General features: G+C 34.5%; 9 protein-coding genes. 5 read left to right on the forward strand and 4 right to left on the reverse strand.

The features are described 5' to 3' along the window. The first annotated feature begins 87 nt into the window (after nt 1–87). Complete coding sequence (locus tag ACHRVL_RS01680) at nt 88–693, forward strand: hypothetical protein (RefSeq protein WP_395409847.1); 606 nt, start codon at nt 88–90, stop codon at nt 691–693. Here the strand turns inward: ACHRVL_RS01680 and ACHRVL_RS01685 are convergent. Beyond that, complete coding sequence (locus ACHRVL_RS01685) at nt 688–1,392, reverse strand: porin family protein (RefSeq protein WP_395409849.1); 705 nt, start codon at nt 1,390–1,392, stop codon at nt 688–690. The genes ACHRVL_RS01680 and ACHRVL_RS01685 overlap by 6 nt on opposite strands. Nucleotides 1,393–1,613: 221 nt before the next feature. Here ACHRVL_RS01685 and ACHRVL_RS01690 point away from each other — a divergent pair, with 221 nt between their 5' ends. From ACHRVL_RS01690 to ACHRVL_RS01705, 4 genes are all read left to right on the forward strand, one after another. Then, complete coding sequence (locus tag ACHRVL_RS01690; protein ID WP_395409851.1) at nt 1,614–1,967, forward strand: hypothetical protein; 354 nt, start codon at nt 1,614–1,616, stop codon at nt 1,965–1,967. Between the two features lie 158 nt (nt 1,968–2,125). Continuing rightward, entirely contained in the window at nt 2,126–4,333 is a 2,208-nt protein-coding gene (locus tag ACHRVL_RS01695; RefSeq protein ID WP_089053758.1) for a TonB-dependent receptor, read from the forward strand. 146 nt (nt 4,334–4,479) lie between these two features. Beyond that, a complete protein-coding gene (locus ACHRVL_RS01700) occupies nt 4,480–6,588 on the forward strand; it encodes a prolyl oligopeptidase family protein (RefSeq protein ID WP_395409852.1) in 2,109 nt (702 codons plus the stop codon). A 287-nt stretch (nt 6,589–6,875) separates the two neighbouring features. Continuing rightward, nucleotides 6,876–7,868, forward strand: coding sequence for a Gfo/Idh/MocA family protein (locus tag ACHRVL_RS01705; RefSeq protein WP_395409854.1), 993 nt, complete (start codon nt 6,876–6,878; stop codon nt 7,866–7,868). Between the two features lie 185 nt (nt 7,869–8,053). On the opposite strand, the gene ACHRVL_RS01710 is transcribed toward ACHRVL_RS01705, so the two are convergent. The 3 genes from ACHRVL_RS01710 to ACHRVL_RS01720 all read right to left on the reverse strand — a co-directional run bounded on the left by ACHRVL_RS01710 (nt 8,054) and on the right by ACHRVL_RS01720 (nt 14,274). Beyond that, a complete protein-coding gene (locus tag ACHRVL_RS01710; RefSeq protein WP_395409855.1) occupies nt 8,054–8,983 on the reverse strand; it encodes an outer membrane beta-barrel protein in 930 nt (309 codons plus the stop codon). Nucleotides 8,984–9,160: 177 nt separating this feature from the next. Beyond that, the gene (gene dnaE / locus ACHRVL_RS01715; RefSeq protein WP_395409856.1) at nt 9,161–13,690 is read right to left on the reverse strand and encodes a DNA polymerase III subunit alpha; all 4,530 of its coding nucleotides are present in this window, start codon (nt 13,688–13,690) and stop codon (nt 9,161–9,163) included. A 164-nt stretch (nt 13,691–13,854) separates the two neighbouring features. Further along, a complete protein-coding gene (locus ACHRVL_RS01720) occupies nt 13,855–14,274 on the reverse strand; it encodes a DUF417 family protein (RefSeq protein ID WP_395409858.1) in 420 nt (139 codons plus the stop codon). Nucleotides 14,275–14,353 lie beyond the last annotated feature (79 nt).

Here is a 14,353-nt window from a genome sequence, read left to right on the forward strand (position 1 = left end):
CGCTCGAGTCGAGGCTAGAAAAACAAAATATCCATGACAAAAAACATTATTTCATTATATTTGTTCAACACCACAAAATAAAGCGTTTTGAAAAAAGTACTTCCACTATTCTCTTACATACTCCATCCAATATTTATTCCAATGTACACTACATTGTTATATCTATTTTGCAAAGATGATGTTTTTACAACTCAAGAAAAGTACTTTGTATTATTTCAAATTTTGGTGATTACAATTATTGTTCCTGTTTTATTTTTCTTGTTGCTGCGCTCAACAGGACATGTAAAATCATTAATGCTTCCAGAGACTTCTCAAAGACTTGTTCCCTTAGTTTTACAATCTTTTTTGTATATTTTATTGGTCAAAAGAAGTATTGTTATTACTCGTTATCCTGAGCTTCATTTCTTTTTTCTGGGTGCCTTATTTACGACCATTTTAGCGCTGGTTTGTTCACTTTTTAAATTTAAACCAAGTCTTCACGTTGCAGCAATAAGCGGTTTTACGATTTTTGCTATGGGATTAAATATTCATCTGCAGACACAAAATCCGTATTGGAGTGCTTTTTTAATTTTAATGACAGGGGTTGTTGCTTCTTCACGATTAGAGATGAATGCTCATACTCCAAAAGAACTTCTTGCTGGATTGCTTATAGGCGTTTTGCCGCAATTGCTGTTTTTATTTCTGTGGTTATAAAATATAAAAAATCAATCCGGCATTCAGGGTTTTTAAATTTACTTTCTCTCCTGTAAGTGTTGTAACTGAATTAAACAAAGGACTTAATCCATAGTACACATAAAGGTTCCAGGTATTATAACCTGCCGAAATATATGGCCCGTATTGAAATTTATTAATTGAGCCGTTATTATTTATTTTATACGTTTCCTCTCCTGCATTCAAATTTGAGGTAGTTGAAAACACATAACTTAATTTTATTCCTGTATAAATCCGCCAAAACTTAGTGCTTTCAAAAGTAGAATTACGCCATCTAAATTCTATAGGAAGATCTACAGAATATTGCTTATATCGATTTGACACTATTTCGCCATAATCAGTAACGTTATAAACTATAGCTCCTGATCCGTCTCTAGAAATACCTAAATTTTGAAAATAGTTTTGATAACTGAATCCTAAACCAGCCGCAATTGCAACTGTTCTTGATTTATTAATAGGCATATCACGCAAAAAACCTCCAGAAAGTCCTAAAGAAAATTTATTTTGTTTAAATCTCTGAGGGATGTCTGTAAACATATTATACGTTATCGAAAAATAAAACTGATCCTCACGATACAAAGAGTCAATTTTAACTTCGGGTTTTACTTCCGGCTTCACTTCATCTTGAGCAAAAACGTTGAAAAATGAAGTTAAAAACAAACAGCTAAAAAGTAATCGCATATTGTATTGTGGTTTTAAAAGGGTTCTTAAATAAACGTTCAAAAAGCTGCATTTATTTCACTTACAAATATAACACAATGCCACTTCATGATGCGATTTGAAAGTAATAATTCTCTTTTTCACGACGAATAAACCCATTCTTTGCAGTATTTTCAACAAATCAAGAGCAGAATCAAAAAAATAAATCATTTTTTCACTGGTCTTTTATACCTTTGTCATGCATGAAAAGAAAGCAGCTCATATTAAGTTTCTCGTTTGCTGTCACAATATTGTTTTCGATATTGTTTCAGTCTGTGCACAGCTATGAGCATATCGTAAAACAGCTTTCAGAAAAACAATGCCATCACGATTACAATGATCCAAACGGCGAAATAACACACCAGCATCATAATTATGATCTTTGTTTTGTTTGTAATTTTGCTTTTGGAGGTTATATCGTTCCCGAAAGTATTTCTTTTCAGTTTCACTCTTTTAGCACTGAAACTCCTTATTTCTTTCCTCTTACAGAAAAGATTTTTTCAATTTCAAAACCTTCGTATTTATTACGAGGACCTCCTGCTTTTATAGTTTCTTAAATTTCGAATACTCGAAATAATCTTTACATTTTTTTTAATCAAGATTCAAAATAACATTGAGTTTCCTAATCCTATTTTATTAATTAGGATCAGAATGCTGCATTGTAGTTTTAGTTTTTATTTAAAAGAAAAAACAATTAACTATAGCATAATTTCAAATGAAAAAAATAATAATTGCCCTTATTTTAGGGTTTTCGGGCTTGTTGTCTGCCCAAAATTCAGTTTCAGGTATTGTAACTGATACTCAAAATCAGCCTATGCCGGGCGTTTCTGTTTACGCACCAGAATTACATAAAGGAACAACTACCGATGCAAACGGAAAATACGAATTAAACAATCTGCCAAACGGAAGTTTACGACTTGCTTTTTCGTTTGTTGGATTTGCGACTCAAAATAAAACAATCGTCAAATTAGTAAAGCAAAATACATTAGATGTAAACCTTGCAGAATCTATCTTAGAAATGGATGAAGTTGTAGTTTCTACTCCTTTCAACAAACTGCAATCGCAAAACGTAATGAAAATTGAGCACGAAAGCATCAAAACTTTACAGCAAAAAGGAACCTCAACTTTAATAGAAGGTTTAGCAACAATTCCTGGAGTTTCTCAAATTTCAACTGGAACTTCTATTGGAAAACCAGTAATTCGAGGGTTAAGCGGTAATCGTGTCTTAGTTTATTCGCAAGGCGTTCGTATCGAAAATCAGCAATTTGGCGACGAACATGGTTTAGGCCTGAATGATGCTGGAATCGAAAGTGTCGAAGTTATCAAAGGACCAGCTTCTTTACTTTATGGTTCTGATGCTTTGGGAGGTGTTTTATATTTTAATCCTGAAAAATTTGCTGATGCCGGTGATTTTAAAGCTAATTTCAGTCAAAAATATTTCACCAATACACAAGGAAGCAATTCTTCTATTGGCTTGAAAACATCAACTGACAATTGGAAATTTCTAGCACGCGGAAGTTACAACACACATTCTGATTATAAAATTTCTGGCGGTGATCGCGTAACGAATTCTCGTTATAACGAAACTGATTTTAAAACTGGGATTGGTTACAGCAATTCTACTTTTTCAAGTGTTTTAAGGTATAATTACAATAAACTTGACATTGGTATTCCAGAAGATGGAATCGCAGAACAATCTTCAAGTAAAGACACACAATTTCCTAGACAAGGAATTTTTAATCATTTATTGAGTTTAAACAATGTTATCTTTTTTGAAAACTCAAAGTTAGATGTTGATTTGGGCTATATTGCCAATGACCGAAGTGAATTTGAGGACAGCAACGATGCTTCTCTTCATATGAAATTGAATACTTTTAATTACAATGCCAAATATCATTTTCCTAAATTCGGAAAAATCGAAACTATTTTAGGCGTTCAGGGAATGCACCAAACGAATAAAAATTCTGGTGAGGAATATTTAATTCCAGATGCAACAACAAATGATTTTGGAGTTTTTGGAACTGCAAATTACGAATGGAAAAACAGCGTTTTACAAGCTGGTCTGCGTTTTGACAATAGAAATATTACTTCTATTGCACACGGAATCGAAGGCGAAGAAGGCTATTTTCAAGCTTTAGATCGCTCTTTTGACAGCTTTAATGCTTCGTTAGGATATAAAACAAAATTAGCTGAACCGTTAACGTTGAGATTAAATGTTGCCAGCGGATTTAGAGCGCCAAACTTAGCAGAATTAACTTCAAATGGTGTTCACGAAGGAACGAATCGTTATGAAATTGGAAATGCCGATTTAAAAACAGAACAAAACATTCAAACTGATTTGAATCTGGAATACAAAAACACACATTTTGAGTTTTTTGTAAATGGTTTTTACAATCACGTAAACAACTATATTTATACATCTCCAACAGGAGAAATTCGTGATGAGAATGATGTATTTGCTTACGTTCAGGATAATGCAAAATTATACGGCGGTGAAGCTGGACTGCATTTTCATCCGCACCCATTAGACTGGTTACATTTTGAAACTAGTTTTGAAACTGTAATGGGTAAAAAAGATAATAACGATTACTTGCCCTTAATTCCTGCCAACAACTGGAACAATACGCTTAGAACTGAATTTAATATTAAAAATTGGCTGAGCGAAGGTTTTGCGTCTTTGAATGTTTCTTCGACTTTTAATCAAGATAATGTAAGCGGTTTTGAAACTGCTTCAAAAGGTTATACTTTGGTAAATCTAGGTTTTGGAGGAACAGTTAAACTTGGAAAAACTGCCTTTGATGTGAACTTAAACGGAAACAATTTATTTGACAAAAAATATATTGCACACCTTTCGAGACTAAAAACAGACGGCATTCCAAACATTGGAAGAAACATTGTTCTAGGCATTAACTTTAATCTGTAACATTTTTAAACCATATTAGTCATATAAGTAAATATAAGCTAAGCACTTAATTAAAATGAACTTAGATGACTAATATGGTTTAACTTTTTCCATTCATTTTTCACAACAAAAAGTGCTATTTTTGTTACAACAGATAAAAACTAACTATGAAAAAAACATTTTTATTGATGGCAATCACAACTGCAGGAATTTCATTTGCTCAAAATAAAATTCAATATCCAGAAACCAAAAAAGGAGAAACTGTTGATGTCTATTTTGACACAAAAGTAAGCGATCCATATCGTTGGCTTGAAGATGATAAATCTGCTGAAACGGGCGCTTGGGTTAAAGCTCAAAACGAAGTTACTTATGCATATCTAGATAAAATTCCGTTTCGTGACGAACTTAAAAAACGAATGGAAAAACTTTGGAATTACGAAAAAATTGGCGCTCCATACAAAGAAGGAAAATTTACGTATTATTCAAAAAATAATGGTCTTCAAAATCAATCTGTAGTTTACAGAAAAGATCAAAATGGAAAAGAGGAAGTTTTCTTAGATCCAAATACATTTTCTAAAGACGGCACAACTTCGCTTGGCGGATTAGATTTCTCTAAAGACGGAAGCAAAACTGCTTATTCAATTTCTGAAGGTGGAAGCGACTGGAGAAAAGTTATTATTATTGATGCTGTATCTAAAAAAGTTCTTGAAGATACTTTGGTTGATGTAAAATTCAGCGGTATTTCATGGCTTGGAAACGAAGGTTTCTACTATTCAAGTTATGATAAACCAAAAGGAAGTGAATTATCTGCAAAAACAGATCAGCATAAATTATATTTTCACAAATTAGGAACTTCTCAAAAAGAAGATAAAGTAATTTTTGGTGCAGATCAAAAAAGAAGATATGTGGGAGGTTATGTTACTGAAGACAATCGTTTTTTAGTAATTACAGCTGCAAATTCTACTTATGGGAATGAACTTTATATTAAAGATTTAAAAACACCAAACAGTCCAATTGTAACCATTGTAGACAACTTCAACACTGATAATAATATTATCGAAAATGAAGGAAGTAAATTATTTATTCACACTGATTATAAAGCTCCAAACGGACGTGTGGTTACTGTAGATTTTAGTAATCCAAAACCTGAAAACTGGAAAGACTTTATTAAAGAAACAGAAAATGTTTTATCGCCATCTACAGGAGGCGGATACTTCTTTGCTAATTATACAAAAGATGCCGTTTCGTTAGTTTTACAATACGATTACAATGGTAAATTAATTCGCGAAATCAAACTTCCTGCGGTTGGAACTGCCGGAGGATTTGGTGCGAAAAAGGAAGAAAAAACTTTATATTACAGTTTTACAAACTATACAACTCCGGGAAGTATTTTTTCTTTTGAACCAAAATCTGGTAAATCAGAAATTTATCAAAAACCAAAAGTGGATTTCAAAAGTGAAGATTATGAGTCTAAACAAGTATTTTATACTTCAAAAGACGGTACAAAAATCCCGATGATTATTACGTATAAAAAAGGAACAAAATTAGACGGTAAAAACCCAACGATTCTTTATGGTTACGGCGGATTCAACATTAGTTTAACTCCAAGTTTCAGTATTGCAAATGCAGTTTGGATGGAAAACGGAGGTGTTTATGCAGTTGCCAATTTGAGAGGCGGCGGCGAATATGGTAAAAAATGGCACGATGCAGGAACTAAACTTCAAAAACAAAATGTATTTGATGATTTCATCGCTGCTGCTGAATACCTAATTGCTCAAAAATATACTTCATCAGATTATTTAGCTATTCGCGGAGGATCTAACGGAGGGCTATTGGTTGGAGCAACTATGACTCAACGTCCTGATTTAATGAAAGTAGCTTTACCTGCAGTTGGTGTAATGGATATGTTACGTTACCATACTTTTACTGCCGGAGCGGGTTGGGCATACGATTATGGAACAGCTCAAGACAGTAAAGAAATGTTTGAATACCTTAAAGGATATTCTCCAGTTCAAAGCGTTAAAAAAGGCGTTCAATATCCTGCAACTATGGTAACTACTGGTGATCATGATGACCGTGTGGTTCCTGCTCACAGTTTTAAATTTGCTGCTGAACTGCAAGATAAACAAACAGGAAACAATCCTGTTTTAATTAGAATTGATGTAAAAGCAGGACACGGAGCAGGAAAATCTGTTGCAGCTACAATTCAAGAGAATGTAGACATCCAGGCTTTCACACTTTATAATATGGGCTTTAAAGCTTTGCCTAAGAAGTAAAACTTTAAAAACTTAATTTTTTTAGCCACGAATTCACTAATTTTTTTTGTGAATATCGTGGCTTATTTTTTGCCACAACTAGAGCGATAGCGAACAGGCGAAGCAATTACAAGAATTTCAACTAATTAAAATTTTGAAAAATACATCGTAGTTGTTTTAGCCACTCCCGATAGCTATCGGGAGTGGCAAATAAAAAAGAAATAATTCGTGAAAATTTGTGTAATTCGCGGCAAACCTTTTTTAAACAATCCATTTCTCTTAAATTTGAGAAACCAAAATATTCAAAGATGAAAATTATAAAATGGGGAATTATAGGCTGCGGTAATGTAACAGAAGTAAAAAGCGGACCTGCTTTTCAGAAAGCTCCAAATTCTGCTTTAGTTGCTGTTATGCGCAGAGACGCAGCACTTGCAGAAGATTATGCCAAACGCCATAATGTGCCAAAATGGTATTCGAATGCTGTCGATTTAATAAATGATCCCGAAGTTGATGCTGTTTATATTGCCACTCCTCCATCCTCTCATAAAGAATATACCATTTTATGCGCCAAAGCAGGAAAACCAGTTTATGTTGAAAAACCTATGGCTCTAACTTTTGAAGAGTGTAATGAAATGATCAGCGTTTGTAAAGAACACAATGTGCCTTTGTTTGTTGCTTATTACAGAAGACGTTTACCTCGCTTTTTAAAAATAAAAGAATTAATTGACAAAGGTAAAATAGGAACCATAAGACATGTAAACTGTGTTTTATACCATCCTTTTGAAGCACGTTATGATGATGAAATCAATCTTCCATGGACGGTTTTACCTCATATTTCCGGCGGTGGAATTTTTGTCGATTTAGCTTGTCATACTTTAGATTTTCTAGATTATATTTTAGGTCCTATAAAATCGGTTCGCGGACATGCAACTTCGCAATTAAAAGCATATCCGGCTGAAGATGCTGTTTCGATGTCATTTTTATTTGAAAATGGAGTTCACGGAACGGGTTTATGGAATTTTGCCAGTTTTGAACGTTACGATAATACTGAAATTGTTGGTGATAAAGGAAAAATCTCGTTTTCGACTTTTGGAAATGACCCAATCCATATTCAATACGCAAATGGAGAAAAAGAAAGTATTGCAATCGAAAATCCGCTTCATATTCAACAGCCGCTTATAGAAACAGTAATTGCTGAACTTTTAGGTAAAGAAGGATCTTCTCCATCAAAAGGAATTTCGGCATCAAGAACGACTTGGGTTATTGATGAAGTTTTGAAGGAGTTTAGAGAATCGAAATAAGATTTCAAACTTCACAGGCTTAGTATCCCAAAGAATGAAGATCTCTCGTTCCGCGCAGAGACAAATATTAGCGATTTTGATTGCGGAGTTTCTAGTGTGATTTCTCCCTTCGGTCGAAATGACACAAAAAAAAGGATATTCATTAAGAATATCCTTTTTTCTAAAAACTAAAAAACTTCTATAAATTATAGGCTGTATTTAAGACCTAAAGTCAAACCTAAACCTGAGATTCCAACATAAGAACTTAACTCATCCATTGGTTTATCTTTATTAACTCCATTTGGATTTGTTGCAGCATTGTTAGAATTAACATCAATACCATCTCTATAATTTGTATGAATTTGAGCTGTTGATCTAGTAGCTAAAGCATCATTACCATTCACTGTAAATTCAGTTGTTTCTTTTGTTTTACCGTGTACCGTAAAGTTTCTATATTCTAATTCAGCAAAAGCAGAAATATGTTTTCCTAATTTGTATGAAGTTCCTAAAGCTGCTGTAAATCCAATAGTTGGATTTGGTTTTACTTTATCAACACTATGAACATCTCCAAAAGCAACTGGTGCTCCTGTAGTTGGATTAAAAGCGATTGGAGCACGTGCATCTGTAGTAATTTCTAAATCTCCATGAACTGGAACTAAAACACCTACTTTAGTATACGGCTCAAATCCTTTGTGCTCTCCTAAAAACAACACTAAAGCTGGAGCAATATCAAACGCAGTAATTTGACCTACTGATTTAAAGTTATATACACCGCTTGGCGTAATTGGCATATCTGATGTAGTTTGCGCCATTGTTTTATCATTACTAGTGTAATAATTTGCTCCTAACTCAACTCCTAAACGAGTATTAAATCTATATCCAGCAGTAATACCAGTTCTAAATCCTTGACCAAAAGAACCTGTAATACTTTTTTCAGAAACTAATTTTCCTCCTACATAAGTTCTATTCATTGCATCATGTCCTCCAACTGTTGGAAACTCAGTTGAAGCAGTTTGGTTGAAATATGATCCACCCAATTTGAAATACCAGCTTTCTGGTTTGTCTGCTTTTTCAGTTTGTGCAATTGTGGCCATAGAACAAACTAATAATCCTAATAAAAATAGGTTCTTTTTCATAATTCTGATTTAATTAATTTATACAAACATAGAATTTTTTAACATATTCTTATCGTTTGCATTGTTAGACTTGGAACGAAATCGTTGTAATTTGGAGCAATATTACTAAAAAACTATTATGCATGCATAATTTTAACACTAAAAAAATGCATTATTCTAAATTTTAACTGTTAAAATTTAGTTCAGCTTAAAATTTACCTGTAATTTCTCTAATTCCTGAAGCAGCTCAGCAGAAATCCTAATCTTTAATCTTCGGCTTGGCATTGTTAATTTGGTAACAACTTTTATTTCTTCAATTTCATTTACTTCCTGAATCTTGGTTTCTTGCGCTGCATCTTCATTTTCATCTTCAAAAACAGCATCATCGCTTTCTTCAAAATCAGCGGGAGTTTCTACCTCAACAAGTCGTTTAATTTTTTCCAATTCCATAATCTCAAAAGTCACCGAATTTTCGCCTTTATTTTCATTAAATAAATGACTTAGTCTATGAATAAATTCGGTTTGAAGATCTTGAATATTCAGCAAAACAATCAGTTTTTTAGCAAAAGCCTCCATAATATCCTGCAATTGTCTGATTTCGACAAATTGCATTCTTGGATCTGATTTTTTACCCGTGTCATGGTTTACCCAACCATCTTTTATTAGTATTTTTAGAAAAGCAAAATTATTCTGAATCAGGAAATGTCGGAATTTCAGATATTCTTCTCCAAAAATCTTAAACTCATAACTTTCATCATAACCTTCCAAGTTAAACACTGCCCAGCCTTTTCCGTTTTTTGCCACACGGTGCTGTACATTATTAATAATTCCGGCAAAATTTAAATTTTTGCCCACAAATTCATTCATACTTTTCAATGATTCTAGTCGAGAATTGCAGAAATACTTCATTTCAAATCTAAAATCATCAAGCGGATGTCCAGAAATATAAATCCCGACAACTTCTTTTTCTTTTGCCAGTTTTTCCATTGTACTCCAATCTTCACATGCAGGAATAATTGGCTCTGCAATCTGCACTTCGCTTGCTTCTCCAAACAAACTTACTTGTGATGAATTTTCATTTTCCTGAAACTTTGATCCATACCGAATTGCTTTTTCATAAAATGTAATTCCGTCGCCATCATCATGAAAATATTGTGCTCTGGTTGTTCCTTCAAAAGAGTCGAAACCACCAGCAAGCACTAAGTTTTCAATCGCTTTTTTATTGGCTGCACGCAAATCAATTCGCTGGGCTAAATCAAAGATTGATTTATATCTTCCGTCTTTTCTGTTTTCTACAATCGTTTCAACTGCTCCAGAACCTACACCTTTAATCGCTCCCATTCCGAAACGAACAGCGTAATCATCGTTTACGGTAAATTTATAATACGATTCATTTACATCTGGCCCAAGAACCTGTAATCCCATACGTTTACATTCTTCCATAAAGAATGACACTTGTTTAATATCGTTCATGTTATTCGAAAGTACCGCCGCCATATATTCTGCAGGATAATGCGCCTTCAAATAAGCTGTTTGGTATGCAATCCAGGCATAACAAGTCGAGTGCGATTTGTTGAAGGCGTAACTCGCAAAAGCTTCCCAGTCTTTCCAGATTTTCTCCAAAACCTTAGCATCGTGACCTTTTTGAGCCGCTTGTTCCACAAACTTAGGCTTCATTTTATCTAGTACATCTTTTTGCTTCTTACCCATCGCTTTACGCAAAACGTCTGCCTCACCCTTTGTAAATCCTGCTAAAGACTGAGACAAAAGCATTACCTGCTCTTGGTAAACTGTAATTCCATAGGTTTCAGATAAATATTCCGCACAGGCATCTAAATCGTATTTAATTTCTTCATCACCATTTTTTCTTCGAACGAAAGACGGAATATACTCCAAAGGTCCCGGACGATAAAGTGCATTCATGGCAATTAAATCTCCAAAAACCGTCGGCTTTAGATCTTTCATGTATTTCTGCATTCCGGGTGACTCGTATTGGAAGATTCCAACGGTTTCACCTCTCTGGAAAAGTGCATACGTTTCTTCGTCATCGATTGGGAATGTATCTGGATCCAGTTCAATTCCTGTTCTATATTTTACCAGTTTTACTGTATCTTTTATCAGCGTAAGGGTCTTCAGACCCAAGAAGTCCATTTTCAGCAATCCGGCGCTTTCTGCAACTGAGTTATCAAACTGTGTTACGTATAAATCAGAATCTTTTGCTGTAGTAACTGGAACGTAATTCGTAATATCCGATGGCGTAATAATTACCCCGCAGGCGTGAATTCCAGTATTTCGCATCGATCCCTCAAGAATTTTTGCCTGTTGAATGGTTTCTCCTGCCAAGTCATCTTCATTGGCAATCGCAATTAATTCTTTTACGTTGTCAAATTCGTCTGAACGAAGTGCTTTTTTAACCTCTTCTTCACTTTCCGAAATAAAACGCGCCAAATTCCATTTTGACGGCATCATTCCCGGAATCAGTTTTGCAATTCTATCGGCTTCGAACAATGGCAAATCCAGTACACGGGCCGTATCACGAATCGCTGATTTGGTTGCCATTTTACCATAAGTAATAATCTGCGCAACCTGTTTTTGACCATATTTATTAATTACATATTCCATTACACGTCCACGACCCTCATCATCAAAGTCGATATCAATATCGGGCATGGATACACGATCCGGATTTAGGAAACGCTCAAAAAGCAAATCGTATTTAATAGGGTCAATATTGGTAATCCCGAGGCAGTAAGCAACGGCAGAACCCGCCGCAGATCCACGTCCGGGCCCTACAGAAACGTCCATATTTCTAGCTTCGGCAATAAAATCCTGTACAATTAAGAAATAACCCGGATATCCTGAATTCGAAATCGTTAACAACTCAAAATCAAGACGTTCTTGAATTGATTCTGTAATTTCTCCGTATCTTCTTTTGGCTCCTTCCATTGTAAGGTGTCGCAGGTATTTATTTTCACCACGAACACCTCCGTCAGCTTCATCTTCTTCAACAACAAATTCTTGTGGAATATCAAATTTAGGAAGCAATACATCACGATAAAGTGAATATCCTTCTACTTTATCGACAATTTCCTGAATGTTAATAATGGCTTCGGGCAAATCGGCAAAGAGCTTTTTCATCTCTTCTTCAGACTTGTAATAATATTCCTGATTTGGAAGTCCGTAGCGATAACCACGACCACGACCTATTGGCGTTGCCTGTTTTTCACCGTCTTTTACACAAAGTAAAATATCGTGTGCGTTAGCATCTTCTTTATTTAAATAATAGGTATTATTGGTTGCAATTAGCTTTACATTATGCTTTTGCGAAAATTCAATCAAAGTTTTGTTTACACGATTTTCATCTTCCTGATTATGGCGCATCAATTCCAGGTAAAAATCTTCACCAAATTGTTCCTTCCACCAAATTAATGCTTCTTCGGCTTGGTTTTCACCAATGTTCAGAATTTTACTCGGAATTTCTCCGTATAAATTTCCAGACAAAACCATAATATCTTCCTTGTATTTTTCGACAATCGCGCGATCAATCCTAGGAACATAATAAAATCCGTTGGTAAAAGCGATGGAAGACATTTTAGCCAAATTGTGATATCCATTTTTGTTTTTGGCTAACAATACAATCTGGTTTCCGTTGTCTTTTTTACTTTTATCTAAATGGTTTTCACAAACATTAAATTCGCAGCCAACAATTGGTTTTATCTCCGTTTCAGTCGGCTCTTCTCCTGCTTCAACCAAAGCTTTATTTTTTCCAGATGCGGCTTTGTTATGGTTCATAACAGCGCTCACAAAGTGAAATGCTCCCATCATGTTTCCTGTATCCGTCATGGCAACAGCTGGCATTCCATTTTTAGCAGTAGCTGCAACAATATTCCCAATTCCGATCGTTGATTGAAGAACCGAAAACTGTGTATGATTGTGTAAATGCGAATATTTTGCCGCTTTAAAATCTTCTCTGTCAGAATGCGAAACTGCAGGTTCTTTACCAACAGATTCTAAAGCTTTTAGCTGCTCTCTGATTTTATCAGAAGCCGCTTTTAAATTGATGTGTTTTAAACCAATTAATGGAAACTCCTGCGGATTTCTTGCCTGAAATTCTTTGAAATACTCTTTCGGAACATCAAGTTCTTCTTTGGTAAAAACCTCTCTTCTAATTAACTCCAAGAAACAACGAGTCGTTGCCTCAACATCGGCAGTTGCGTTGTGGGCTTCTGCAAAAGGTTTATCAAATAAATAACTGTGTAACTCTGTTAGTGTCGGCAATTTAAATCTTCCTCCACGACCTCCGGGAAGCTGTAATAACGAAGCTGTAACTTCTGTACAAGTATCCAGAACAGGCATTGTGCTCATTGGCGAATCTACACCCATTCTATGGAATTCAGCTCCCATAATATTAACATCGAAACCTAGATTCTGCCCAACAATAAATTTAGTTTTACTTAAAGCAATATTGAATTTCTCCAAAACTTCTGCCAACGAGATTCCATCAGCCTCTGCTAATTCAGTCGAAATACCGTGAATACGTTCTGCATCATACGGAATATTAAATCCATCTGGTTTTACCAAATAATCTTGATGTTCAATAAGCTGTCCCATTTCGTCATGAAGCTGCCATGCGATCTGAATACAGCGAGGCCAGTTATCAGAATCAGTTATTGGAGCATCCCAGCGTTTTGGTAATCCAGTGGTTTCGGTATCGAATATTAAATACATAAGTTTAAAAGGCAAAATTAAAGTTCCAAAATCCAAATTTTACAACACATAAAACATTGATTTAATGCGCTATACAAAATAGTAAAATATAGAATAGAGGAAATTCAAATTTAGTCTTTTTTTAAACAATTCAGCTAGTGAATTTGTTAAGAAAAGCACTTATTTTATTCCTTCCCTTTTACACAAACCATTAACGAAATGGCCAAATATGGAATATCTTTTAAAATAAAAAAATCAGTTACGGGAAAACCTTCTACACTTTTAAAAACACCTGGAGTTGTAATTAAAAAACTCAATGTTGTAATAAATATAATAGCAGAAGCACAGCCGGCATAAAGACCAATCCTCTTAAGAAATAAAGATGCAAGTAATCCCAGCCCAGTCAGAACTTCAAAAATCCCGATAAAATTAGAAACCTGCTGTACTGACATAACTTTATACATCCAGCTCATTGCAAAATGATTCTCGACTAAGCCTTTTATTGCTTCGGCTTCGACGACAGTAAATTTGAAAAGACCTACCCAGATTAAAATAATTACTGTTCCTAAAACTCCCAATGTGTAAGTGAATTGATTTAAATTCATGACATATTTATTTAAAATTAGAGGTTTCAATATTAGAAGTTCTTTTTAAAAATAATTGTCAGCTAGTTGTCATAATCAA

The sequence above is a fragment of the Flavobacterium sp. FlaQc-28 genome (assembly GCF_044007415.1).
GTDB lineage: Bacteria > Bacteroidota > Bacteroidia > Flavobacteriales > Flavobacteriaceae > Flavobacterium.

Coding starts and splice junctions, on each gene's coding strand:
- ACHRVL_RS01720 (WP_395409858.1), bottom strand. CDS start 14,274: ATGAATTTAAATCAATTCACTTACACATTGGGAGTTTTAGGAACAGTA.
- ACHRVL_RS01705 (WP_395409854.1), top strand. CDS start 6,876: ATGAAAATTATAAAATGGGGAATTATAGGCTGCGGTAATGTAACAGAA.
- dnaE (WP_395409856.1), bottom strand. CDS start 13,690: ATGTATTTAATATTCGATACCGAAACCACTGGATTACCAAAACGCTGG.
- ACHRVL_RS01685 (WP_395409849.1), bottom strand. CDS start 1,392: ATGCGATTACTTTTTAGCTGTTTGTTTTTAACTTCATTTTTCAACGTT.
- ACHRVL_RS01690 (WP_395409851.1), top strand. CDS start 1,614: ATGAAAAGAAAGCAGCTCATATTAAGTTTCTCGTTTGCTGTCACAATA.
- ACHRVL_RS01695 (WP_089053758.1), top strand. CDS start 2,126: ATGAAAAAAATAATAATTGCCCTTATTTTAGGGTTTTCGGGCTTGTTG.
- ACHRVL_RS01710 (WP_395409855.1), bottom strand. CDS start 8,983: ATGAAAAAGAACCTATTTTTATTAGGATTATTAGTTTGTTCTATGGCC.
- ACHRVL_RS01700 (WP_395409852.1), top strand. CDS start 4,480: ATGAAAAAAACATTTTTATTGATGGCAATCACAACTGCAGGAATTTCA.